At 52.9% G+C, this 23,296-nt stretch carries 19 protein-coding genes, 1 rRNA gene and 1 pseudogene; 12 read left to right on the top strand and 9 right to left on the bottom strand.

What is annotated here, in order from left to right:
* Positions 1–14: 14 nt before the first annotated feature.
* Positions 15–575, bottom strand: a complete 561-nt coding sequence (locus tag EPA93_RS31030) for a CGNR zinc finger domain-containing protein (RefSeq protein ID WP_129891240.1) — start codon at positions 573–575, stop codon at positions 15–17.
* A gap of 334 nt (positions 576–909) precedes the next feature.
* On the opposite strand from EPA93_RS31030, the gene EPA93_RS31025 reads away from it, so the two are divergent.
* The 4 genes from EPA93_RS31025 to EPA93_RS31010 all read left to right on the top strand — a co-directional run bounded on the left by EPA93_RS31025 (position 910) and on the right by EPA93_RS31010 (position 6,006).
* The gene (locus tag EPA93_RS31025; RefSeq protein WP_129891239.1) at positions 910–1,425 is read left to right on the top strand and encodes a DinB family protein; all 516 of its coding nucleotides are present in this window, start codon (positions 910–912) and stop codon (positions 1,423–1,425) included.
* A gap of 162 nt (positions 1,426–1,587) precedes the next feature.
* Positions 1,588–2,094, top strand: coding sequence for a ClbS/DfsB family four-helix bundle protein (locus EPA93_RS31020; RefSeq protein ID WP_129891238.1), 507 nt, complete (start codon positions 1,588–1,590; stop codon positions 2,092–2,094).
* Positions 2,095–2,555: 461 nt separating this feature from the next.
* Entirely contained in the window at positions 2,556–4,487 is a 1,932-nt protein-coding gene (locus EPA93_RS31015; RefSeq protein WP_129891237.1) for a S9 family peptidase, read from the top strand.
* A gap of 298 nt (positions 4,488–4,785) precedes the next feature.
* Entirely contained in the window at positions 4,786–6,006 is a 1,221-nt protein-coding gene (locus EPA93_RS31010) for a hypothetical protein (RefSeq protein ID WP_129891236.1), read from the top strand.
* 134 nt (positions 6,007–6,140) lie between these two features.
* Here EPA93_RS31010 and EPA93_RS31005 read toward each other — a convergent pair whose 3' ends face one another.
* The gene (locus EPA93_RS31005; RefSeq protein ID WP_129891235.1) at positions 6,141–7,073 is read right to left on the bottom strand and encodes an alpha/beta fold hydrolase; all 933 of its coding nucleotides are present in this window, start codon (positions 7,071–7,073) and stop codon (positions 6,141–6,143) included.
* 150 nt (positions 7,074–7,223) lie between these two features.
* Between EPA93_RS31005 and EPA93_RS31000 the strand changes: the two genes are divergently transcribed.
* From EPA93_RS31000 to EPA93_RS30975, 6 genes are all read left to right on the top strand, one after another.
* Positions 7,224–7,841, top strand: a complete 618-nt coding sequence (locus tag EPA93_RS31000; protein WP_129891234.1) for a CGNR zinc finger domain-containing protein — start codon at positions 7,224–7,226, stop codon at positions 7,839–7,841.
* 234 nt (positions 7,842–8,075) lie between these two features.
* Positions 8,076–8,192 (top strand): 5S ribosomal RNA (gene rrf / locus EPA93_RS30995).
* A gap of 252 nt (positions 8,193–8,444) precedes the next feature.
* Positions 8,445–9,068, top strand: a complete 624-nt coding sequence (locus EPA93_RS30990; protein WP_129891233.1) for a TetR/AcrR family transcriptional regulator — start codon at positions 8,445–8,447, stop codon at positions 9,066–9,068.
* A 193-nt stretch (positions 9,069–9,261) separates the two neighbouring features.
* Positions 9,262–10,449: an amino acid deaminase/aldolase gene (locus EPA93_RS30985; RefSeq protein WP_129894708.1), complete on the top strand. Its 1,188-nt coding sequence runs from the start codon at positions 9,262–9,264 to the stop codon at positions 10,447–10,449.
* A gap of 50 nt (positions 10,450–10,499) precedes the next feature.
* Positions 10,500–11,855 (top strand): D-arabinono-1,4-lactone oxidase, encoded by a 1,356-nt coding sequence (locus tag EPA93_RS30980; protein ID WP_129891232.1) that lies wholly within the window; start codon positions 10,500–10,502, stop codon positions 11,853–11,855.
* Between the two features lie 150 nt (positions 11,856–12,005).
* On the top strand, positions 12,006–13,421 hold the full coding sequence (locus tag EPA93_RS30975; protein WP_129891231.1) for an APC family permease: 1,416 nt from the start codon (positions 12,006–12,008) through the stop codon (positions 13,419–13,421).
* A gap of 59 nt (positions 13,422–13,480) precedes the next feature.
* Here the strand turns inward: EPA93_RS30975 and EPA93_RS30970 are convergent, their stop codons facing one another.
* Entirely contained in the window at positions 13,481–15,004 is a 1,524-nt protein-coding gene (locus EPA93_RS30970) for an APC family permease (RefSeq protein ID WP_129891230.1), read from the bottom strand.
* Between the two features lie 483 nt (positions 15,005–15,487).
* On the opposite strand from EPA93_RS30970, the gene EPA93_RS30965 reads away from it, so the two are divergent.
* Positions 15,488–17,008 carry a pyridoxal phosphate-dependent decarboxylase family protein gene (locus EPA93_RS30965; protein ID WP_129891229.1) on the top strand — a complete coding sequence of 507 codons (1,521 nt, stop codon included), beginning with the start codon at positions 15,488–15,490 and terminating at the stop codon, positions 17,006–17,008.
* A 151-nt stretch (positions 17,009–17,159) separates the two neighbouring features.
* Here EPA93_RS30965 and EPA93_RS30960 read toward each other — a convergent pair whose 3' ends face one another.
* The 4 genes and pseudogenes from EPA93_RS30960 to EPA93_RS30945 all read right to left on the bottom strand — a co-directional run bounded on the left by EPA93_RS30960 (position 17,160) and on the right by EPA93_RS30945 (position 20,656).
* Positions 17,160–18,185: an alpha/beta hydrolase gene (locus EPA93_RS30960; RefSeq protein WP_129891228.1), complete on the bottom strand. Its 1,026-nt coding sequence runs from the start codon at positions 18,183–18,185 to the stop codon at positions 17,160–17,162.
* A gap of 138 nt (positions 18,186–18,323) precedes the next feature.
* Positions 18,324–18,893: pseudogene (locus tag EPA93_RS30955) on the bottom strand (DsbA family oxidoreductase); the annotation flags it as partial.
* Positions 18,894–19,101: 208 nt separating this feature from the next.
* Positions 19,102–19,989, bottom strand: a complete 888-nt coding sequence (locus EPA93_RS30950; protein ID WP_129891226.1) for an SMP-30/gluconolactonase/LRE family protein — start codon at positions 19,987–19,989, stop codon at positions 19,102–19,104.
* A gap of 37 nt (positions 19,990–20,026) precedes the next feature.
* On the bottom strand, positions 20,027–20,656 hold the full coding sequence (locus EPA93_RS30945) for a bifunctional 4-hydroxy-2-oxoglutarate aldolase/2-dehydro-3-deoxy-phosphogluconate aldolase (RefSeq protein WP_129891225.1): 630 nt from the start codon (positions 20,654–20,656) through the stop codon (positions 20,027–20,029).
* A gap of 95 nt (positions 20,657–20,751) precedes the next feature.
* Here EPA93_RS30945 and EPA93_RS30940 point away from each other — a divergent pair, with 95 nt between their 5' ends.
* Complete coding sequence (locus EPA93_RS30940) at positions 20,752–21,744, top strand: sugar kinase (protein WP_129891224.1); 993 nt, start codon at positions 20,752–20,754, stop codon at positions 21,742–21,744.
* Between the two features lie 103 nt (positions 21,745–21,847).
* Here EPA93_RS30940 and EPA93_RS30935 read toward each other — a convergent pair whose 3' ends face one another.
* Both EPA93_RS30935 and EPA93_RS30930 read right to left on the bottom strand, forming a co-directional pair.
* Positions 21,848–22,234, bottom strand: coding sequence for a DUF3037 domain-containing protein (locus EPA93_RS30935; RefSeq protein ID WP_129891223.1), 387 nt, complete (start codon positions 22,232–22,234; stop codon positions 21,848–21,850).
* The gene (locus EPA93_RS30930; protein ID WP_129891222.1) at positions 22,212–22,991 is read right to left on the bottom strand and encodes a HipA family kinase; all 780 of its coding nucleotides are present in this window, start codon (positions 22,989–22,991) and stop codon (positions 22,212–22,214) included. Before EPA93_RS30930 ends, EPA93_RS30935 begins: the two co-directional genes overlap by 23 nt.
* Between the last annotated feature and the right edge of the window lie 305 nt (positions 22,992–23,296).

Genomic DNA, 23,296 nt, shown 5'->3' with positions numbered 1-23,296 from the left:
TGCCTGATGGGCGGCTAAGAGATGGAGACGCTTGCACTCCTCTGGTGGCGCGCCCGAAAACGCCTCACCTTCAAAAGATTTGCACATTTGTCAGAGGTGCAAAATCGACGGGTATGGCTGCGGCTTTCGTCGTAGAAGACTGCGAGGCAATCGCTATTTTCGCAGATTTTGATGTTGCGGGGATCGTGCTGTGTGAGCAGCTCTACGAAGGAGGCGGCGATTTCGGCCTGAACCCAGCGCCAATCGCGCAGCTGGGGCGCAAGCTCTAGCTGATAGCTGCCGTGCCAATAGTTCAAGCTACGCTTTACAGGTGCTTTATGCATAATACTGTTCAATGCAGTCATGTCTTCGGGCGTAAGTGGGCCAGTGCTGAGTCTCTCAATCAGACCCCTCAAGAATTTACGCAGGGCAAGTAGGTCTGTGATAATTTCGGGGCTGGCCGCCTCGCTGACCTGTAAATTCCACTGAGTAAGAAACCGTTCTAGCCAGGTGGGCTCCAATAAATAATCTCTGATCCAGCGTCCACGCAGATCGCGAAATTCGCTATTGATAAAGTCAAGGCATGCACTTTCCATAATTGAAACCTCGTTTAGGATCTTTGCCCCACTGCTTTCAGGGTGTTGCTCTTATCGTACACTGTCTGCCCCCTTTATGAAAAGCCTTTCTCCTCCGCAGGGTCAGACAAGCCTCTTTCTCTATGCCGGTTTTTTGAACTTTAAAGCGCTGTGTTCCGGTCCGAAACTGGAAAGATGGTCTTTATATACGAAAACTGGCAGCCTTTGGCAGCACTTTTCATGGTAATGGCAGCGCTCCATGCTTATGCTAAGAGTGATCGCTAAGTACGGACTGGCGGAGTGGCTCCCACAAATAAATCGGGGTCCGCTAATAGAGAGAAAGGTAACTTAGATTATGGATGCAATTGCTCTTCTACGCGAACAGATAAAGCAGGCTCATGGATTTCTAGAGGCGACTATGGATGATGTCACGCCCGAACAGGCTCACTGGGCACCTCCTGGCAAGGCCAATCCCCTGGCCGCTACCTATGTTCATGCCGTGGCCAGTGAGGATGCTGCCATTAATATGATCCTCAAAGGTGGGGCGCCGCTCTTTGCTTCTAGCTGGGCTGAGAGAACCGGCGTTAGCGAGATTCAACCGTTGTCAACTGCCGAATGGGCACGCCGCGTTCAAGTAGATCTGCCAGCCCTGCGCCGCTATGCTCAGGCGGTTCACGAGGCTACAGACGCCTACCTGGCTACGCTGAGCGATGCTGACCTGGAGCGCCCTATTGATCTGACGAGCTTTGGCCTGGGACAAACTACTGCAGGCTATATCCTTAGCAGATTGGTGCTGGGGCACATAGATAATATGTGTGGGGAGATCTCCTGCCTCAAGGGCCTTCAGGGCTCGCGTGGCTATCCTATGTAATTCCTGGTGTCCGAAACGTGTTCCAGAAGGCTGGCGTTGTTATTGCTGCAGCGCTGGCCTTTTGGTTTGGAAAAGAGGTTGGCCGCTATCAGGACTCGGTATAACCGTATTTACTGCTATACTCAAAGAAGGAGTTGAAAGATAGTAGTAGGAGCTAAAAATATGGCGCAACAAAAAAGCAAAGCAGAACTTTTGGAAATGAGGCGGGCGCTCTACACCCATTTCGATGCGCTAATCGCGGATCTGAGTGAGCAGCAGATGCAAATGCCAGGGGTTACTGATGGCTGGTCGGTCAAGGATCACATCGCACATCTTACGTTCTGGGAGCGCGTGAACCTGCTTGAAATGTTGAAAGCTATCGAGCAAGGTATAAGCTGGACTGATCCAGGATTTGAGAGTACCGAGGAAGTGAGAGACAAGACCAATGAGCAAGTTTACCTGCAGAACAAGGACCGTCCTCTAGCAGACGTGCTAGCCGAATTTCAGGCAACGCATCAGCAGGTCTTGGGGTATCTAGAAAAGCTGAACGAGGGAGCGTTGAAGACGCCATACGAATGGTTAGGGGGACGTTCAATCATAACATGGCTTAGCGAACCAGGAGGACATTATGAGGAGCATGAGCAATATATTCGCGACTGGTTGGCCTGGCAGAGCAGTGCAAAGGAGTAGGTGCTTTATGGGGTCCCGGTAGAAAAAACCTTCAAGGGCTTTTATCAGGCACGTCTTTATTAGCTGACAAACAACGCTAAAGGCCTCCCTTACGAGAAAAGTAAGGGAGGTGTGTATAGCAGGGTCGCATTATTTGTGGGCGATATATAATAGTAAAAGTATCTGAGTAATAAATAATATTTATTGGTATCTTAAATATAAGATGTAAAATACTTATAAAGGTAGAAACCATTGCGTAATATGCAAGCTTTTCCTTATTGTGCTATAATAAAAAACTATATCAGGCTGAATACCCCCGGCCGCTTTCTTTTCTATGCTGGGTGCCAGGCTGTCGCAGAAGAGATTAATACGTACCCACCAGAGAGAGAAGGCCATATGAAATAGATAGTAGGGCTTATAAGGGTATGCGCAGAGCTTATTGCAGATAGCAACTCATTAATCAATACCTGGAGAAAAGTTGTATGCATGATCCACAGATTGCTCCCTACGGTTCCTGGAAATCGCCAGTGACGCCGGAGCTTATCGTCTCAGATAGTATTGGTCTTGGGCAGATTGCACTTGATGGATCACAGATCTATTGGATTGAGAATCGTCCGGCTGAGGCTGGACGAAGTGCTATTGTGTGCCGTGCTGCTGATGGCACTATCTCAGATATTACGCCGCAACCATTCAGTGCGCGCACGCGGGTTCACGAGTATGGGGGAGGAAGCTTCGTTGTTAGTGAGGGAGTAGTCTATTTTGCTAACTTTGCTGATCAGCGCCTGTATCGTGTGACGGCGGGAGCCGATCCAGAGCCAATAACACAAGAATCGGCCATGCGCTATGCCGATATGGTGGTTGATAGTCGGCGCGGGCGCCTGATCTGCGTGCGTGAGGATCACACGAATAGCCAGAGTGAGGCTGTGAATGCTCTGGCAAGCGTTCCGTTAAGTGGTGGCAGCGTTGGACAGGTCCTGGTCGAGGGCAATGATTTTTACTCGTCGCCTCGGCTCAGCCCTGATGGTTCGCGCCTGGCCTGGCTCACCTGGAATCATCCTAACATGCCCTGGGACGGCACAGAATTATGGGTTGCTGACCTCAATGTAGATGGCACGCTTGCCCACGCCGAGCAGGTAGCCGGCGGAAAAACCGAATCTATCTTCCAACCATCCTGGTCGCCTGACGGAAGCCTCTATTTTATTTCTGACCGCACCAACTGGTGGAACATTTATCGCTGGCGCAATGGACAGATTGAGGCCCTTCATGAGCAAGAGGCCGAGTTTGGCGTGCCACAGTGGATCTTTGGGATGTCTACCTACGCCTTTGCTTCGGCGCAGAGCATTATTTGCTGGTACACAGCTAAGGGGATAGAGCACCTGGCAAGGCTCGATACTACAAATGGACAGCTTACCCCCATTGAGTTGCCTTATTCAACCTTTACTAATATTCAGGCAAGTAATGGCTATGCTGTCTTTGAAGCCGCATCTCCGGCGGAGGATCAGACGCTCTTGCAGCTTAATTTGAGTGCTAATAAGGCTGAGGTTTTGCGCCAGGCGAGCAAAGTAAAAGTGAAGCAGGCCTATATATCAGAGCCGCAATCCATCGAATTCCCAACCGAGAATGGGCTAAGCGCCTATGCCTATTATTACCCGCCGCACAATGCTGACTATCAGGCGCCTGAAGGCGAACTACCACCTTTGCTGGTTCTTAGCCATGGCGGGCCAACTGCGCAAACAGTTAATGCCTTTAATGCAGGCATTCAGTTCTGGACCAGTCGGGGCTTTGCGGTGATCGATGTAAATTATGGTGGCAGCACAGCCTATGGGCGCGCGTATCGCGAAAGGCTGCGTGGTCAATGGGGAATCGTTGATGTTGATGATTGCGTCAATGCCGCGAAGTATCTTGTTGAACGCGGTCTTGCCGATGGTCGCCGTCTGGCGATTCGGGGTGGCAGCGCTGGCGGCTATACGACGCTCTGTGCCTTGACCTTCCGCGATATTTTCGCGGCTGGAGCCAGCCATTTTGGCGTGAGCGATCTGATGGGCCTGTTGCGCGATACGCATAAGTTCGAGTCGCGCTATCTGGATGGTATGGTTGGACCTTACCCCGAGAAGGCCGATCTGTATTATCAACGCTCGGCCATTAACTTTACCAATAAGCTTTCTTGCCCGGTCATCTTCTTCCAGGGCCTTGAAGATAAGGTAGTTCTGCCCAACCAGGCCGAACGCATGGTTGAGGCTCTAAAGGCCAAGAAGCTGCCGGTAGCGTATGTTGCCTATGAGGGCGAACAGCATGGTTTCCGCCGTGCCGAGAACATCAAACGTACGTTAGAGGCGGAGCTGTACTTCTATTCAAGAATCTTTGGCTTTGAGCCCGCCGATCAGATAGAGCCCGTCGCTATCGAGAATCTTTAAGCTCAAATACAGAGAGCTCCATCCACTATTAAGCGATGGGGCTCTCTTTTCTTATAGTACTTATTCACTTTGTACAGACATCTTAGAGATTATTCCTCACCCGCGTTCACTCCTTTCATTTTGTCCACACAACTAGCTGGCTGAAAACGTTTCAGGCTCCGCGGCATGGTTGAAATAATGGGAAAGATGTGTTATACCAATCTTTATGCATTAAAGTTTCATATTGAGCGAGAAAAGAATTTTACTTCGTCTTGCGGGAAATTGTCATAGAATGAGAAGATAGAAAAGGATAAGCGCCATGAGCGAGCAATGGTATCGAGACTATATGCAGCTGGCTTTTCAGATCGATAAGGCCATCCACCAGGTTAGCCCTATTTCCTTTGTAGATTCTTATTACGGCCCTGTGGAATGGAAAGCCAGCGTTGAGGTCGAGGATGTGAGGCCGGCTAACGAGATGGTCAGGGCGGCCATGGCCCTGGAAGATACGCTTCCTATACAAGGCTTTAGTGAGCAGCAGAGCAAATTTTTAGCGAAACAAGTGCGCGCCATGGAGACCTTGAGCCGCAAGTTAAATGACGAGAAATTCACTATGGAGGAGGAGGCGGAGCGCTGCTTTGATATTCGTCCTGCCTGGGTTCCCGAGTCCCAGTTTGAGCATGCGCATAGCCTGTTTGAAGCGATCCTTCCGGGTGCTGGCAGTATCGGTGAGCGCAGAAAGGCCCGACGCAAGCGCTATGAATTGACGCAAGAAAAGGCTCATTTATTGCCCGGCTTTATGGTGCGTGCGATGGCTGAGGCGCGCAGACGGACGCGAACCTTTATCGATCTGCCTGCCGAAGAAACTGTCGAGGTGGAGGCAGTAAAGGATATGCTGGGCGGAGGCGCCTGCTGGTACCTGGGCAACTATTGTTCGCGCATTGTCGCCAACACGGATCTACCAACCGTGCTATCCTCATTACTGGAACTATGTTGTCACGAGGGCTATCCTGGCCATCATACCGAAGGTGTAGTGAAGGAGCGCTCTCTCTATCGCGAGGGTGGGCAAGTGGAGCAAACAATGGTTATGCTGCTAAGCCCACAATGTACGATTGCCGAAGGGATCGCCACGCTAGCTCTAGAGATGATCTTTACGGCGACCGAGGCCGAGGACTGGTTGGCGGAGCATATTTATCCAGAGGCTGGCATTGAGCCTGACGGCGTGGATATGCAAAAATTGCGCGAGGCCGAGGCTCTGCTGGAGGGAGTGTGGGGCAATGCTGCTATTATGCTGCGCGAAGGCCGCTCCGAGGCTGAGGTTATGCAATATATGCAAAAATATATGCTTATCTCTGAGGAGCGCGCTCCCAGGTATCTAGAATTTATTAAGACCCCTTTTCATGAGCTCTATGTGTTCACTTATTATTATGGCCGGCAATTGATGCTGCCGCGCTTGCAGGGCGCTGATCGCCTTGATGTCTTTCGGGGCTTCTTAACACAACAACTGACACCTGCCGATCTACGTCAGAAATCTGAGGGCTAAGCAGCCAGGCGAGGTGGCTTTGGTGCGGAGGCTCAACAGAGTTTTCTCAAGAGATTAAGCCTGGCGATTGAGAGGCTGTGATGTGACATATTAGCTAACAAACCACAGCCTCTTGGCAGAGAGTTCTCTCCATTTCAAGTATGAGACAGCGCAAAGAATTGGAGAAGCTGCTCTATAACCCATTCCGGTTGCTCTTCAGGGATGAAATGGCCGCAAGCGGGAACCACGGCGCCTTGCAGAGAGGAGGCGTGATCCTGCAGTTGTTCGTAAAGAATACTCTTCCAGGCTGAGTGCTCTCCGCCTATGGCAAGGATGGGCATTTTTAGCAAAGGCTTGTTGCTGGCGTTATCCAGCGCGTCCCGTTCGAAGGCGCGATAGTATTCAAAGCCAGCGTGAAGTGAGGAAGGATTGGCATATTTGGCGACATACAAACTAATATCTTCCTCGCTGATGGCAGCCTTCTGATAGGCGTTGTGATAGAACCAGCTAAGATAAATATATTCCTTGCCGGAAACCAGCTGTTCGGGCAAATTCGGCAGGCTATGAAAGGCGAAGTGCCAGCGTGGCCACTTCTCCCTTACTGTATCCCAATCTTTCAAGCCCGGAAGCGGATCATCCATGACGACAAGCTTTTCCACGTCTTCGGGAAACTGACGCGCGTAGGCATAAGCGACAGCCGCACCGATGTCATGCCCCACGAGATATATCCTTTGGGGCCAGGAAGCGTGGAGAAGCGTATGAATAAGCTGGGCGATGCTCGCCTTGTCGTATCCTGCTTGTGACGGTTCCGAATCGCCAAGCCCAGGCAGATCGATAGCGACAACATGGTAATGCTTCGCCAGCTCTGGCATAACTTTTCTCCAAACGCGCCATGTGGCCGGCCAGCCGTGCAGAAGCAGCACAATTTTGCCACTCCCGCCTTCTACATAATGCATGTTTATCGCGCCGGCCTTCTGCACGTGACTCGTGAAGCCGTCAAGCATGCTCTGCGCCGCGCTTTGCACAGTGCTGCCAGCGCCAGGAAATATAGCCTTGTCAGGTCTAGAGGGAAGCGTATTTTGTTGCATAGTAGATCTCCAAAAAGTAACGTTGCCAGTCCATGGTTGTGGCTTAAGCTAATGGAACCGCTTTAACTGGTTCCATTTTAGCAGAGAAGCCCTTTGATGTCCAGTTGCCGTAGAGCCTCTTTGAGCGGAACCGTATGATATACTGCTCGTATGAAGAGCATAACTACATCCAGCGAGAGCCCTGTTACCTTCCTGGGCGCGCGCCCGGCCAGAGAGAAAACCTTTGGCTTTGCCACCGGGCGTCCCTGCCTCTGGCTGGCTGCTACGGTAGGAGATCGTGGCGCTCAGGCATTCGAGCGTCTGCAAAGTCCCGCTGACCTCAGTCGCTGGTGCGGGGAAGCAAAACTCGTAGAGGCAGCTCCTTACGTCACTGAGGCTGAACTTGAGGCGGCGCGGGTGCTACGCGAGGCCATCTATCGGGCCGCTCTGGCGCGCCGAGAAGGAAGCGCACCTATGCCAGCTGATCGGGAGACCATCAACTTCTGGGCGGCTCAGCCAGCACTTATACCTCAATTGAGTGAGGATGGGCGCACCTGCTCCAGGAGCGCGCCGCAGCCCATACAGGCGGTTCTGGCCTTGCTGGCGCGCGATGCTGTCGAGTTGTTTGCCAGTCCCGAAGCCGAGAAACTCAAAATATGTGCGCGGCCTGCCTGTGCCAGCCTCTTTCTCGATACCTCCCATCCTCAACAGCGCCGCTGGTGTTCGATGAATACCTGTGGCAACAAGGCCAAGAAGCTGGCCTATCGTGGGCAACGCGCAAAAGACTGAACGCGTGTGGCCCGTCCACCTCCTTCTTGCTTGCTATAGCGCAATAATCCATTAATCCAACGCTATAAGCATAATGGAGCTCTTATACTTTTCCCTGGTCGCCAGATAAAGCATCTTAAAGCCAGAGCACTGAAATTTCCTGCTTGCAAAAATTGGAGCGAAAAACGCTTGACAGAGCTGAGCATCTGTAGTAGTATATGCCGTGTCAAGAACGACACCTGTACAAGCAGGCGAGCCGGTGACAATAGCGAAGAGGGTACACCCGTTCCCATCCCGAACACGGTAGTTAAGCTCTTCAGCTCCGACGATACTCTGCGGGCAACTGCACGGGAAAATAGGACGTCGCCGTTTCACCTGCCTGCACGGGTTTTTTTTATGTCCTGCCCTTCTATTTCCCTCCCACTTCTTTAAGCTCGTTACTTATGCCTAGCTTTTCTGTTTCCCGCAGCTTCTCTTTACAGCCAGATAAAGCCTGTCTCTCTATTTCTTGCTTAATTTTTGCCCTGCTTCCCTCTTGACGCCTTCTAGCTCGGATAGGTATACTTTATTTATTATTCAACCGCTTGAATAACTTTCTCCTCCTTTTGTGATGCAGGTGAAACAATGAGCAGAGCGGACACCGCCAGCGAGAGGCGTACAGAGATTATAGCTGCTACGATTCGTGTTCTGGCACGCGATGGCCTGGCCCAGACCACAACGCGTAAAATCGCCGCTGAGGCTGGTGTGAACCAGGCCACCTTGCGCTACTACTTTGGCAGCAAGGATGATCTGCTCTTCGCCGTACTGCAAGAAATGATGAAACTGACTGGAGAGATCGCGCGCCGTGCCCGCGCCGGCTCCAGTGGCAGCATCAGAGAGATTATCGCTGACAGCCTCATAGCTTTCTGGTCCTCCGTAGAGGAGAGCCCGGAACTACAGATTATACAGTATGAGCTTACGCTCTACGCTCTACGACATCCCGCTTCTTCGTGGTTAGCCAGGCAGCAATATGATGGTTATTGTGCTGTGGTCGAAAGTTTAATACAGGAGGCCTTTGCCGCTGCTAACCTGACATGTGCGATCCCTGTTGCCGATCTCGCCCGCTTTATTGTTGGTGGACTTGACGGTATCATCTTGCAATTTATCAGTGACCGCAATACTGTGCGGTCACGACGTGATATTGATCATCTTACTAGCGCCGTGATCGCTCTGGCAGAGGGAGCGCCTTCTAGCCATAGAGAAAGCTGATCTGCCGATAAGCATGTCAGGGCGCTAAAATCGTAGCTACTACCGCTGTAACCTTCTCTTTACAGTGGAAGGAGTTGATGAATCTATGCGTCAAACAAAGCAAGAAGAGCAACGGGAACAAAGCAACATGCAATCAGCTCAGGTCGGCCAGTCTAGTGCTAGACCCTCGTCTGCTGCCGAGAGCGCGCTTAGAGTGTATGACTATGCCTATTATCGTGAAGTATTTCGGGGCCAGACGCTGCCATTCGCCTATCTCGATCTTAATTTGCTTGAGCAAAACATCGATCAGATCCGAAGCAATGCTGGCAGCAAACTTGTGCGCCTGGCCTCGAAGTCTCTGCGCAGTATAGCCGTGCTGCGGCGTATTCTGGAGGCTGCAGAATGTTTTCAGGGCCTCATGTGCTTCACGGCGCGCGAGGCTGTCTATCTGGCCTCTCAGGGCTTTGACGATCTGCTCATCGGCTATCCAGCCTGGCACGAGGATGATATCGCCGCCGTGGCGCAAGCCGTGGCTGCCGGCTCGCACATCACCTTCATGATTGATAGCCTGGCCCATATAGAGCAGGTTGAGCGTGTGGCCTGTCGTCAGCAAGTACGTTTACCTCTTTGCCTGGATCTAGATATGGCCCAGGACTTGCCAGGTTTGCACTTTGGCGTCTGGCGCTCTTCGCTGCGCACTACCGAGCAGGTGCGCCCGTTACTTGAGCATATCGCGGCTTCAACCCATGTCTGGCTGGATGGTGTGATGGGCTACGAGGCCCAGATCGCCGGCGTGGGAGATCAGTATCCCGGTCAGGCCGCGAAAAATCTGCTTGTGCGCTTCCTTAAACAGCGCTCTATGCAGGCGATTCTTGAGCGGAGAGCAGCCATTATTGAGTTAATCAAGAGCTATGCTATCCAGCTGCGCTTTGTGAATGGAGGCGGAACGGGGAGTCTTTTGCGCACGCGCGAAGATCCTACGGTGACAGAAATAACTGTCGGCTCGGGCTTTTACGCGCCGGCCCTGTTTGATAACTATCGCGACTTTCGCTATCGGCCCGCCGCCGGCTTTGCTATCGAGATCGTACGACGGCCACAACAGCATATTTTTACCTGCCTGGGTGGTGGCTACGTGGCCTCTGGTACCGCTTCGTTCGATAAACTGCCCCAACCCTATCTGCCGATGGGTGCTCGCCTGGAGGCGATGGAAGGGGCTGGCGAGGTGCAAACGCCAATTAGATATGCAGGTTCGGAGGCGCTCCATTGTGGCGATCCGATCTTTTTGCGTCACAGCAAGGCCGGCGAGCTCTGTGAGCGCTTTAGCCATTTATTGCTCGTGGCCGATGGCAAAGTAGTGGATAAAGTTCCTACCTATCGTGGCGACGGTCAATGCTTTCTATAATTAGCCCGATAGCTTTACCGCAATTGCACAGGAGAAGAGGATAGCTAGCTATGAAGATTGAGCAGATCAAGCGTTGGAGCAACTGGTCAGGCTCGGTAAACTGTAGCCCGACACAGTTTGTCAAACCAGGCAGTATTGAAGAACTCGCAAACTTCATGCGCCAGTATGGCAGCTCCGGGCGCCATGTTCGCGTGGTTGGGGCCGGCCACTCGTTTACGCCGCTCGTGCAGAGTGACGATGTGCTAATGTCTCTTGAACATATGCAGGGCATTACTTCTGTTGATAGCAGCGGCAGCACCGTAACGGTCCTGGCCGGTACCACCCTGAAAAATCTGGGCCAGGCCTTACATGCTCATGGGCTGGCCCAGGAGAATCTTGGCGATATCGATGTACAGAGCATTGCAGGTGCGATCAGTACAGGCACGCACGGTACCGGCGTAAACTTTGGCACGCTGGCCACGCAAGTCGTCGGGCTTACGCTGGTTACGGCTTCTGGCGAGATCCTTGAATGTTCCCTTGAGCGCAATCAAGACCTTTTCAGGGCCGCGCAGGTCTCGCTTGGCATGCTTGGGGTGATTGCTGCTGTCACTCTACGCGTCGTACCGGCCAAACGCTTGCAGTATCACACTTATCGAGAGCGGCTTTCGGTCTGCCTGGCGAATGTCGAACGCTATAAGCAGGAAAATGCGCACTTCGAATTCTTCTGGTTCCCTTATACGGATTGGGTGCAGATCAAGTTTGCCAATGAGACAGAAGCCCAGCCGGATGCTGGTAGCTTATGGGGCAACTTCAATAAGGTAGTGCTGGAGAATGGCGTTTACTGGCTGCTCTCGGAATGCAATCGTCTCGTGCCCAGGCTCTCGCGCGCTGTCTGCAATATTTCTGCTCAGGGCATTGCCAGCGTAAAGGAAGTGGATTATAGCCATCGTATTTATGCAACTCCGCGTGTCGTACGCTTCCAGGAGATGGAGTATAACATTCCGGCTGAGTACTTTGGCGAGGTCTTGCCAAAGATCAAAGCTTGCATCGATCGCTACGGCTTCGAGGTCCATTTTCCTGTCGAGTGCCGTTTCGTGCAGGCTGATGATATCTGGCTTAGCCCGGCTTATCAGCGCGCCTCGGCCTATATTGCCGTGCATATGTATCGCGGCATGCCCTACAAGGCTTATTTTGAGCATATAGAAGAGATCTATCAGGACTATCAGGGGCGCCCACATTGGGGCAAGTTGCATACCCTGACGGCTGAGCGCCTGGCTGCACTCTATCCGCGCTGGCACGATTTCAGGCGCATGCGCGCACAGCTCGACCCTGAGGGTATCTTTCTTAACGCATATCTACGCGAGCTTTTTGCTGCTGACCTGCCGATTCCTTCTGACGACACCAGTTCCAGCGCAGTAAGTAGTTAGGGCTTGCTGCGCACCAAGATCGTAAGCTACAGCGCTCGCCTGCGGATCGGGAAGCACGCTTTTTGGCTTACCTCCCACTTTTGGCACAACAAAAGAATATTTCTAACCCCTGGTTCCGGGAAATAACATAGCTAACAGGAGGGCTTTCTCATGAGCGATATATCATCCCCTCCCCCCGCGGATATGGGGGCCCTGGCGACAACTACAAGCCCACCACTGCGCTCTAATGCGCTTGGCTTGCCCCATGCGATAGTTATCTCCGTTGCCGTAATGTCTCCGGCGGCATCCATATTTTTTAATACGATTCCCCAGGCTGGCCTTGTGGGAGCGGCAATTCCATTCTGCTTTGTGATCGGTTTTATTGCCGCTCTTTTGGTCGCCAATCAGTATAGCGAGATGTCGCGGGAACTGCCCTCTAGCGGCTCGGCCTACACCTTTGTCGTGGAGGCACTGGGGCCGCGCTGGGGCTTTCTATGCGGCTGGATTGGCCTGATTGCAGTTGGCCTGGGCGCTCCTTATTCATTTGTGCTCATGAGCGCCAATTTGCAAGAGTTACTATGGCGTTGGTTTGGTCTCAACTTGCACTGGAGCTTCTGGTTTGTGCTGGCGATTGGCGTCGTCTTTGCGCTCTGTTACATCGGAATACGTCAATCTTTGAGCGTCGATCTTACTTTTCTGCTCTTTGAGATAGGCATCTGCCTGCTTCTCGCCGTGATCGTGCTCTGGCGTGTCGGAAATCAGGGCGGGCTTAGCGCTACCCCTTTTAATCCTGCGGTAGTGCCCAGGGGCGGAGATCTGACGGTTGGTATTGTCCTGGCCGTGCTTAGCTTTATTGGCTTCGAGACTGCGGCCACCCTGGGAGAAGAGACGCGCGATCCGCATCGCAACATCCCGCGCGCCGTCTACGGCTCGATGCTTGTGGTGGGCATATTTTTTGTGTTTATGGTCTATGCGGCCACTATAGGTTATGGCGTTGATAAGATGGCCACTGGCTACGCCAACGATCCGGCTCCGTTCGATACGATTGCCCGCCATTTTGGTGGCGATGGTTTTGCCGCCCTGATTGATATCGTCGGCCTGCTCTCCTTCTTTGGCGCGGCCCTGGCCATTGTAAATGGAGGGGCGCGCATTATTTACACCATAGGGCGCGATGGCTTGTTGCCGCCATGGCTGGCCTGGACGCATCCCCAGCGCCAGACGCCAGTTAACTCAATTATCCTGCTCTGTGTGACAGGCATTATTATCGGCATCGGGCTGGGTCTGGCGTTCACGCCCATCGGAGCCTTTGGCTTTCTGGGCACGCTTGACGCTATGTTTGTGATCCTTATCTATGTGCTTGTCAATATTTCCTGCATCCGTTTCTTCTGGCTCAAGCGCCGAGAACGCTTTAATCTGCTGCGCCACGCCGTCGTGCCACTGCTAAGTACAACTATCTACGCGGTAATTTTTCTTACTGCGATCCTTTCACCAGGGACGGGACCGCTAAGCCTTGTCCCTTACGTGGTAGGTGTCTGGCTTGCCCTGGGATTGGGCTTGCTCTTTGTGCTGCGCCGCAAGATCGTATAAGTTCCGGGAGCCCTAGCGGTATGCGCCGTGCGAACGTGAGCTCCCGGTAGGGCTACATCCTATTTCTCTTCACGCGCGATCGAGGTCCCGATAATATCCTGCCATTCGGCCTCGCTGCGCGCAATCATGCTGCCGATGGCGGCAATGAGCAGGAATATTAGCATAAGGCCGCCTACCAGGTACCACCACTGTAGAGTATTGATCAGGGGCGTCCAAGAGAAGAAGAGCGTGTCAATGATCGTAACGCTGCAGCTAAGCAAGCCCACAACTATGCTTATCCATAGTATGGGCATGGGACAGATGCGCCGCCGCCGCAGGTTGGCTCTATCGCGCTTATAGTAAGCAATCAGGTTGATGAAAAGAAACGCGGCAGCGATAGCCCAGACCAGGGTTGCCGCGGCCTGGCTCACGCTATAAACAGCATTGGAAAAATCTGCCTGGTCCTTGGCGGGGGCAATCTCGGGCGACAAAATAAAGGTAAAAAGCGTAAAAACGAGGCTCAGGATGGTCTGAAAAACAATAGCGTTGGCCGGTACTCGGCGCTTACTCAGCTTTCCTACGGCTGCCGGTAGACGATGATCGACGCTGGCAACCAGGAGCAAGCGTGCATAGACATGGCTGTAAACCAGGAGGGTGGCGATAAAGGAGCCCATCTGGCAGGCCGCCACTATGTAGCCTGCTACCGGACCCAGTATGCTATCAACCAGCGTAACCAGAGCGAATGGGTCGTTTGCCGCGTTCTGTCCTTGCACAAACAGGATAGCCAGCGTATCAACGAGATAGACAAAGCAAATGAGCAGGGCCCCTAGCAATAAGTGGCTTTTAATGGGAGGGCGTCGTCCAACGGTCTCTCCGGCCAGGTTGAGTGGAGCGTCTACCCCAATGTAGGCGAAGGAGATCAGGCCAAAGAGCATAAAGTTGTCGGGACTGAGGTTCCAGGCGGACCAGTGCGTAAGGTTTGTGGCCGAATGATGGCCCGAGATCAGCCAGACGATAGCCGAGAAGCCAATGAGTAGGGTGCCGAGTAACATCAGGCAAACCAGGAGATTGATGATATTTTGCACTTTTCTGAAGCGTCGAAGCGCGAGCAGGCAGGTGAGCGTGAGAATACAACAGATAGCCAACCCCTGCTGCCAGGGAGCCGCCAGCCAGCCGCTATGTATTTTCTGTATGTAGAGCACGAAAAGGTCAGCCAGGCTTGTTGAGATAAGTACGCAGGGCAGCCAGGCGCAAAAGCCAGCAAAAAAGCTCCAATAGCCGCCGAGAGCTTTATGCGTCCAATTATAGAGCGCTCCCGCATAAGGGAAAAGAGTGCCCAACTGGGCGGTTGCGAGCAGGCAAGGAACAAAAAATGTAATGCCGGTTAGCAGCAAGTAAGTCAGCGCAGCAGGACCAGCAGTTACAGCAGTTGTAGAGCAAGAAGCCAGGTAAACGGATACCACGAACAGCGTTGTCATATCCCACGTAGTAAGTATGTGGGGCATTTTTCGGGGAACATAGATTTCCGAGGGCAAAGGAGTTTCGGGCATTAACGTATCTTGTTCAGGCAATACACGGGTAATGTTTTTCCTCTGTGGTACCATTTCTTTCCTCCCAAACTACGCGACATCAATACTTTGGCAAGTTAGCAAAGTCTAAACTATACTTTGGGTTTGACCGGCCTTTCCGGTCTCCAGATGTATTCTAAGCCTCGCGCACAGACGTTGCGCCTGCTATGAGCTCGTTGCCCGAAGCTCTAGAAAGCTTGCTGCCTGCAAGTAAAATATATCTTTCCTGATGTACGTTAACTGCGCATAACTGTAATGTACCACAAATACATTGAGAATATATATTTATACATGCGTATGGTACTATATGACTAGACTTATGAAACGAAAAAATATTTGTTCAGTAATTGAAATTGCTTAGATGAAATACTTATAGATAGATACATTTAGATGTATCTCATTGACGAATTAGTCTAATTTATTTATAATTTCTTTGTTCTAGTAACAAGGAATACACTTTAACTTAAGGAAGGAAAGTAAAGTTAGCATTTTGCTGAAAACAAGCGAAGGAGCTATTCCATGCAGTCACTTTTTGATCAGGTATGCTCAGAGACGAGCGGGGATATGGACCCCGAGGCATTTCGCCACTATGGGCATCTGATCGTAGACTGGATTGCCGGTTATCTATCTGATATAAGAAGTTATCCGGTCCTTTCGCAGAGCACGCCTGGCTCAATATGTCAGGCATTACCCCGGCAGGCGCCTGTACAGCCGGAAGCGATGGAGACCATCCTTGCTGACTTTGGTCGTGTACTCTTGCCGGGTATTACACATTGGAACTCAGCTGGTTTTATGGGGTACTTTGGCCTCACCGGTTCGGGACCAAGCATCCTGGCTGAAATGCTTGATGCCTCTTTGAATGTGACGAGAATGCTCTGGCGTACCTCGCCTGCGGCAACCGAGCTGGAGCAGGTGACCCTTGATTGGCTGCGCCAGATGCTGGGCCTACCTGAACCGCTCTTTGGCATGCTGCACCATAATTCTGCGATCTTGACGGCACTGGCGGCGGCCCGCGAAGCCCTCAATCTGCAGATTCGACAACGTGGCATGGCTGGTCGTCGCGAGGTAGCACGATTACGCGTCTATGCCTCGCAGGAGGCCCATTCTTCAGTCGAGAAGGCCATGATTGCTCTCGGGCTGGGCCTGGAGGGATTGTGCAAGATTAAGACTGATCAAGAATTTCGGCTTGACGTCGAAGCGCTGGAAGAGGCTATCAACGAGGATCTCGCGCGGGGCTGGCGGCCCTGTGCAGTAGTGGCCACGGTTGGCACCACCTCAACAACCAGCATTGATCCGGTGCCGCAGATAGCCGCGCTCTGCCAGCGCTATAAGCTCTGGCTGCATGTTGATGCGGCCTATGCCGGAGTTGCTGCCATTGTTCCCAGTAAACGCTGGGTGCTGGCCGGCTGTGAACAGGCCGATTCGCTGACTGTAAACCCGCATAAGTGGCTGTTTACCTCGTTTGGCTGTAGCGTCCTCTTTACACGTCGACCCGAGATTGTTAAAGAGACTTTCAGCCTCACGCCGGCATACTTACAAAACGCGGATCGTGCTCCAGATCTGATGGATTATGATCTCTTTTTGCCTCATCGTATCCCGGCGCTCAAGCTGTGGATGGTTATGCGCTACTTTGGCCAGGAAGGTCTGGCCGCACGCATTGAGGAGCATTGTCGGCTGGCGCGTTTACTGGCCCTCTGGGTCGATAATACGCCAGATATGGAGCGTTTAGCCCCGGTCAACCTCAGCGTGGTGTGTTTTCGTATTCATCCTCCAGGCATAGATGATGAGCTTACCCTGGAGCTACTTAATGAGCGGGTTATGAATAGAGTCAATGCGGCAGGACACTTCTTTCTCTCGCACTCAAAGATCCGAGGCAAGTTTATTCTGCGCATCGCAATTGGCAATATTCGGACCACGGAAAGGGATGTCCGAGGAATATGGGAGGCAATACTGGCTGCCCGACAGGCCGAAGTCTGCCTCTTGCGGACTAACAGAGCGGGCAACCAGTTTGGCATCAAGCGTAAGATCAATCTCCCTTAATATCGATTCAGCAGCCCTGTTTAGCAGGGAAGCCAGCTGAAAAGAGATGGAGTGAGGCTGTTTTTACTTCCTTTGCTAACTCCATATGAGAAGATTAAAAAGAAAAGTAGCCTGAGCTACAGGTAGCCTCCCCCCGGCTACCAGGCTATATCTAGCTTGCTAAGCGCTCGGCAAGATATTTCAGGCTTAGCGTATAGCGATACTCAATAGCCATGTGGGTACCATCGAACAGTTCAAAGTACACATCGGTGACGCCAATCTGTTCCAGCGCGCGTCTGAAAGCCTCGGCTCCCAGATCCAGGAAGAACTCATCGCGCCTGCCAGCATCGATATAAATAGCCCGCATATTGCGCAGCGTTTCCGCGTGAGATGGCACCATGCGAACCGGGTCCCAGACCAACCATTTTTCCCACACTTCAGGAATAAGTGCCCCGGTCTCAAGATCATAGGGAAGATGGATTGTGCCATCGGGATCGGCGGAATAGCAAGCTGCCATGCCCCAATCATTTAGCAGCGTGTGATCGCTACGTCTGGTAAAGGCTGGTCGGCTCCGAAAGTCCTGCCAAAATTTCTCGAACGAGCCATCGTACTGATCGCGTAGGGTACGGACAGTCTCGCGGAATTCCGGCTGATAGCAGGTCTCGAAGAGCGCGTCGCCCGCATGAGTGGCCAGCCCGCCCCACAGATCCGGGCGCAGCATTGGGGTAATCATCGCGCCGTAGCCGCCGCTTGACTTGCCCGCGATACCGCGGTGCTCACGCTGCGGCAACGTGCGATAGTGGGCATCGACCCACGGCACTATCTCATCGCACAGATAGGTATGGTAGCGGCCGGTTCCTGGCGAATCCAGGAACTGACTTCCGCCATACGAAGTCCAGCAGTCCACCCAGACCAGAATGCAAGCAGGCGCTTCTCCGCGGGCAAATAATTCATCGGCAAGTTCTGGAAAGTTCTTTCTGAACGCCGAGCGATTGCGCCACATATCAAGCTGACCGGTGAAGCCCTGGATCATGTAGATAGATGGATAGCGCCTCTCGGGCTCCTTATCATATCCGGGGGGTAGATATATCCACAGAGGTCGCTTGTAAGAATCGTTTAGCGGGTTCCCCTTGAGTACTTCGCTTTCAAATGTGATCTCTTCAAAGCGCCCTTGCATGTCAATGGACCACGGCTGCATGGATTTTCTCCTTATTATGAAGCTTGACTGTTTCAGCATCCCGCACATTTCCAGAAAAGTACCGACACGCCAAGGATAATAGAGCCCCGAATATGCCGACGCTTAGCTGTAAGCAAGACGCTACATCTCTATTGTAACCTATGTGCTTTCCGTCTTATCAGCATCATCCTCCTCTTGAACCTTTTCAACCACGCGTTTTAGCAGTTCGTACGGCTGAGCTCCCGAGACCAGGTATTGAGCGTTGAAGATGAGGGCAGGGACAGCATCAAGGCCATAGCTGTGGGCCTGCTTCATATCAGTAGAGACAGCATCTTCATAGCTGGAATTGCTTAACACTGCCGAGATGTCGGGAACCTGCAATCCTACCTCAGTAGCGATTTCTTGCAGCACCGCTGGATCATCTATAGAGCGCGCTTTCTGCCAGTAGGCCTTCATTATAGCATCATGGAAGGCGTTTCCCTTGCCCTGTGAGGCCGCGTACTTCTCGGCTATAAGCGCCGGGCGGCTATCGATGCCAAGTGGGCCGGGATTCATCTCAAGGCCATATTGCTCGCTTGTACGCTGTAATAACGCGGGGCGAGAAGCTTCTATGCGCTCTCGATAGGCTGGAGGCATAGGAGGAGAGCCGGGAGGACGTAACATAAACGCGTGCCAGTGAATATCGATGTCGAAATTGTCTTGAAGCTTCTCCAGACTGGAGGCTACTAAAAAGCAGAAGGGTCAGACAAAATCTGACCATACATCAACTCGAACAGACATAAGGCAGATCCTTTCATTTCAGTACTATCAACCAATTCTATCACGCATCAAAGCGCAAAATGGAGATAGTGCGCTTTGGCGCTTGCCAGGAGAGACAATATGAACAAGAGCGCTGGTACCCGACCCTGGGCGCGAGCACCAGGCGTATGAGCATGGATTAGCCGGCAAATTTGTGTTTTGTCAGGCCGCGGAAATTTGTGCTCAGGCGGAAAAGATCGCCGGAAAATGGATAGCGCGCTTTCTGCTCTGCACTCAGGCCGGTTGAGGCCGAAGTGATATAGAGTTCATTCAGGTTCGCTCCGCCGAAGACGCAACTGGTAGGGCGCAGCGCCGGTATGTCTATCTCGCGCTCGATCTTGCCGCTGGGATCATAGCGCACAATCCTGGCACCGTCCCAGAACGCGCTCCATATATAGCCCTCGCTATCGACGGTCAGGCCATCAGGTGTGCCCATCTCGGGTGGAAATTGTGCCAGCACGCGACGCTGAGAAATATTGCCAGTGGTGGGATCAAAATCGTATGCATAGACACTGCGCACGGCCATATCAGAATCGGTAAAATACATTGTGGCGTTGTCAGGGCTCCAACCAATGCCGTTAGGCGTGCCTAGGCCGGTTTCCATCGTGTGGACTGAGCCATCGGGATCGAGGCGATAGAGCACGCCATCTCTGATGCCAAGACTCTCATCCATATGCATAGTTCCGGCCCAGAAGCGGCCTGCGCAATCGACGGCGCCATCGTTAAAGCGCATATAGGGCTTCTCAATCCCTGCGGGGTGGGCTATATAGCGCAAATTCTGGCCTTGAGGGTCCCAGAGGGCAATGCCCTTCTCGGTAGCCATGATCAGGCCCCCAGAGCTGCGCTGCGCCAGAACGCCGATCATAACTCCCACGGATATTGTTTCATGCGCTCCGCTGGCCGGATTGAGGCGACAATAACAACGGTTTTCAATATCAACCCAGTACAGAACTTGCTCATCCACGCTCCATAGCGCGCCTTCGCCAAGTCTGTTCTGACTTGCCAGGATATGCTCTAAACTGCTCATGTAAGGCCCTCCGTGCCCGTTGTTAATAGGTGGCTTGCTATTTGCAAGCCTTGATGTATTGACGCGCCAGATCGCTTAAAGCTGACCAGTCTTTTCTACTCACCAGGTCCTTACCTACGAGCTGACTGCCAACGGCGACTGTATAGGCTCCGGCAGCCAGGAACGCCCCACAGGTCTGGAGGTTAACGCCGCCCGTAGGTACAAGCTTGAGATCAGGTAGGGGCGCCAGCACATCTTTAAGGTAGGTTGGCCCTAATTGTCCGGCCGGGAAGACCTTCACCAGATCGGCTCCCGCGCGCCAGGCCGTCAATATTTCGGTAGGCGTGTAGGCACCGCAAGCGATAGGGATGCTGCTGCCACGGGCAGCGGCAATGACCTCAGGCAATAGGGCTGGCGTGACGATGAATTGGGCTCCGGCCTGAATCGAGGCCTGGGCCATCTCCACATCCAGCACGGTGCCGGCCCCTACGGTAAGCTTATCGCCGAACTCGCGTCTGACCTGTTCAATGGCGGCGGGTGCGCGCTTATTGCTCAAGGTGAACTCAAGCCGTGTAATGCCTCCTTCCAGCAGGGCCTGGCTGATGCGCAAGGCTTCTTCAAGATTATCGAGGCGGATAATCGCTATTGGCTCACGTGGCGGCAAGATGTGTTCAACACTCTTTCCCATAGTTACCCCCTGATTAGTGTTTGCTTCCTACTTGTCCTACATTATATCATGAGCCTGATTTCACTTCGTCTGAGGTCGCAGAAAGGAAGATCAGGATGGATATTATCAGTTTCGGCGAGACAATGCTACGGCTCTGTGCCGCGCCGGGTTTACGCCTGGAGACAACACCACATTTTGTGGTCTATGTTGGTGGCACGGAGTCAAATACGCTGGCCTGCCTGGCCCGTATGCAACTGCAAGCTACCTGGCTTTCGGCCCTACCGGCGAGCCCCGTGGGTAGGCATATAGAGACCGAGCTACGCCATCATGGCGTGGATACAAGCCAGGTTATCTGGAGCGAGCAGGATAGTCGGCTGGGAATTTACTATTCAGAGGAAGCGCCGGCGCCGCTGGGAACCCAGGTATATTATGATCGCGCCAACTCGGCCTGCGCGCTGCTTGATCCCGCCGCCGTAGATTACACGCTCGTCGATAAGGCCAGGTTGCTCCACCTCACCGGTATCACACCTGCTCTTAGTGCGAATGCGCGCGAAGTGTGCCGGCGCCTGATGGCCCGAGCTCAGGCGCAACAGATTCCTCTCGTTTTCGATGTGAACTATCGGGCCAAGCTCTGGCCAGCCAGCGAGGCCGCTAATGCTATTGAGGATGCCTGCCGTCAGGCCAGCATTGTATTTTGCACCCGGGCCGATGCCGCCGAGCTGTGGGGGATTAGTGGCGAGCCTGAAGCCGTCCTGCGCCAGATGGCTGCACGCTTCTCTGCTGGGGAGAGCGCAAAGACTATTGTGCTGACCTTAGGCGACGCGGGCTCGGCCCAGCTCCAGAACGACATTTATACAACCGAAGCGGCCATACAGACAGAGGGAACTGCCCGCTTTGGCTCCGGCGACGCCTTCGCCGCTGGCTACCTCTACGCTTATTTGGAAGGTCCACTTTACCGCGAATTGCGCGAGCGCTATCCGCTCTCCCCGCTCACCTTTGGCAATGCCTTTGCGGCCCTCAAGCGCTGTATCGCCGGCGATATCGCCGTTATCACGCCAGAGGATGTGCGCGGGGTATTGCTCCGTCACGAAGGCTTGCGCTTCCGTTAGCCCAGATCTTATATAATCACCAGGCTTTAAGCTAGCAGAGAAACGATTCTGCTCTGGAGGCTAAATCGTTTCTCACCCTTCTTAATAGTTGCTCAGTTTACAGTTATAGTAAGACCATCGTTTTAAGCAAATGGTGGAGTGTCGCCTCGGGATCGTTGCAGAGGCCAGAATGCACAGCAGAGGTCTGAATAATCGTGCTGCGAGGAGCAACCAGCCAGTGGAAGCGCTCAGGCTGCGATAACTGGCTCAGCGAGCCGGCTCGTGCATCGCCGGCACAGAGCAGAGGAATCGCCTCAAGATGACATTGCACCTCAGTCAGGTCAAGGTCCGGAGCCAGCACCTGCAGGCGCGCGGCATCGAGATGCGTCAGCGCCCCCAGAAATCGGTGCATGCGACAGAAGAGAATGACCCCTACATTGATACATTCTCCGCGCTCAACCCGGGGCACAACGCGAATGAGAGCATAATCATAGGATACGGGCGCGCGCATTCACAGCTTCCTCCACAAAGATATGCGAAGATGCCAGGCGATCCAGTAAATAGGCAAGATAGGCGGAACGCTGGGCCTGGGCATCTTCGAAGTGTTCATCGTTTAGCCATGCGGTCGGAATCGCCTCAATAATTTGCTGCAGCACTGTCGAGTTCAGGCGCCCCTTCAGGATGGCATCGGCCTCGACCAGCTGGCTGGCGACAGGGAGCAGGACATGTTCTTTAATCGCAGAGAAAGGATTGCGGCTGCGCTCTTGATACTGGCCATCGATATGATGAAAGTAGAGCGAAGCCCCGTGATCAATGAGCATCAAGCGCTTGTGCCAGAAGAGCATATTGGTATTGCGCGGCGTGCGATCCACATTGGTGACATAGGCATCAAACCAGACGATGGAAGAAGCCAGCAGCGGGTCCAGCTCCAGCGCATTGCGCTGCTCAAAGGGCAGCGCCCCTGGCAAGTAATCGAGCGCCAGGTTAAGCCCCTCGCTGGCCTTGATCAAAGCTTGAATCTCAAAATCAGGCTCCGAGCGGCCCAGCACAGGATCAAGCTCAATAAAAACTATCTCGGGTACCGCCAGGCCCAGGGCGCGCCCGATTTCGCCTGCCACAAGTTCGGCAATCAAGGCCTTCAGACCCTGGCCGGCCCCGCGAAACTTTAATACGTAGAGGCCATCATCATCGGCCTCCACGATAGCAGGCAGTGAGCCACCTTCTCTTAGCGGCGTGACATAGCGCGTTGCAGTAAGTGTTCTGAGCATGATGCTATTCTAGCACAAATTTGCTCAAGCGCGCTAAAGCCGCCAGTCAGCGCTTTTCCTGGTACCATCTACCCCCTTCAGGCCCCCCTTTTCTCTGCCTGGTGTTACCTTTTCACATAGCTACGTTATACAACTCAAAGGGAATGGAATATTCTACAGATTTTCTTTGTTAAAGTTTCTGTAGAACCCTCTGCAATTTTGTAGAGGGTCCTTTACAAGTACACGCAGAAATTCTAGAGACCTGGCGCACCTATTTTAGCAGTGCCTTACAACTGCGACTCATCCGAAGGGAGAGTCGCATTATC

The sequence above is a fragment of the Ktedonosporobacter rubrisoli genome (assembly GCF_004208415.1).
Lineage (GTDB): Bacteria > Chloroflexota > Ktedonobacteria > Ktedonobacterales > Ktedonobacteraceae > Ktedonosporobacter > Ktedonosporobacter rubrisoli.
This window is presented reverse-complemented; position numbering and strand designations above follow the sequence as displayed.

Excerpts from the sequence above, each read along its gene's own strand:
- EPA93_RS31005 (WP_129891235.1), bottom strand. The coding sequence starts at position 7,073 with ATGCAACAAAATACGCTTCCCTCTAGACCTGACAAGGCTATATTTCCT.
- EPA93_RS30990 (WP_129891233.1), top strand. The coding sequence starts at position 8,445 with ATGAGCAGAGCGGACACCGCCAGCGAGAGGCGTACAGAGATTATAGCT.
- EPA93_RS30945 (WP_129891225.1), bottom strand. The coding sequence starts at position 20,656 with ATGGGAAAGAGTGTTGAACACATCTTGCCGCCACGTGAGCCAATAGCG.
- EPA93_RS30965 (WP_129891229.1), top strand. The coding sequence starts at position 15,488 with ATGCAGTCACTTTTTGATCAGGTATGCTCAGAGACGAGCGGGGATATG.
- EPA93_RS31020 (WP_129891238.1), top strand. The coding sequence starts at position 1,588 with ATGGCGCAACAAAAAAGCAAAGCAGAACTTTTGGAAATGAGGCGGGCG.
- EPA93_RS30980 (WP_129891232.1), top strand. The coding sequence starts at position 10,500 with ATGAAGATTGAGCAGATCAAGCGTTGGAGCAACTGGTCAGGCTCGGTA.
- EPA93_RS30960 (WP_129891228.1), bottom strand. The coding sequence starts at position 18,185 with ATGCAGCCGTGGTCCATTGACATGCAAGGGCGCTTTGAAGAGATCACA.
- EPA93_RS31025 (WP_129891239.1), top strand. The coding sequence starts at position 910 with ATGGATGCAATTGCTCTTCTACGCGAACAGATAAAGCAGGCTCATGGA.
- EPA93_RS31030 (WP_129891240.1), bottom strand. The coding sequence starts at position 575 with ATGGAAAGTGCATGCCTTGACTTTATCAATAGCGAATTTCGCGATCTG.
- EPA93_RS30940 (WP_129891224.1), top strand. The coding sequence starts at position 20,752 with ATGGATATTATCAGTTTCGGCGAGACAATGCTACGGCTCTGTGCCGCG.
- EPA93_RS31010 (WP_129891236.1), top strand. The coding sequence starts at position 4,786 with ATGAGCGAGCAATGGTATCGAGACTATATGCAGCTGGCTTTTCAGATC.
- EPA93_RS30935 (WP_129891223.1), bottom strand. The coding sequence starts at position 22,234 with ATGCGCGCGCCCGTATCCTATGATTATGCTCTCATTCGCGTTGTGCCC.
- EPA93_RS30975 (WP_129891231.1), top strand. The coding sequence starts at position 12,006 with ATGAGCGATATATCATCCCCTCCCCCCGCGGATATGGGGGCCCTGGCG.
- EPA93_RS30970 (WP_129891230.1), bottom strand. The coding sequence starts at position 15,004 with ATGGTACCACAGAGGAAAAACATTACCCGTGTATTGCCTGAACAAGAT.
- EPA93_RS31000 (WP_129891234.1), top strand. The coding sequence starts at position 7,224 with ATGAAGAGCATAACTACATCCAGCGAGAGCCCTGTTACCTTCCTGGGC.
- EPA93_RS30930 (WP_129891222.1), bottom strand. The coding sequence starts at position 22,991 with ATGCTCAGAACACTTACTGCAACGCGCTATGTCACGCCGCTAAGAGAA.
- EPA93_RS30950 (WP_129891226.1), bottom strand. The coding sequence starts at position 19,989 with ATGAGCAGTTTAGAGCATATCCTGGCAAGTCAGAACAGACTTGGCGAA.
- EPA93_RS31015 (WP_129891237.1), top strand. The coding sequence starts at position 2,556 with ATGCATGATCCACAGATTGCTCCCTACGGTTCCTGGAAATCGCCAGTG.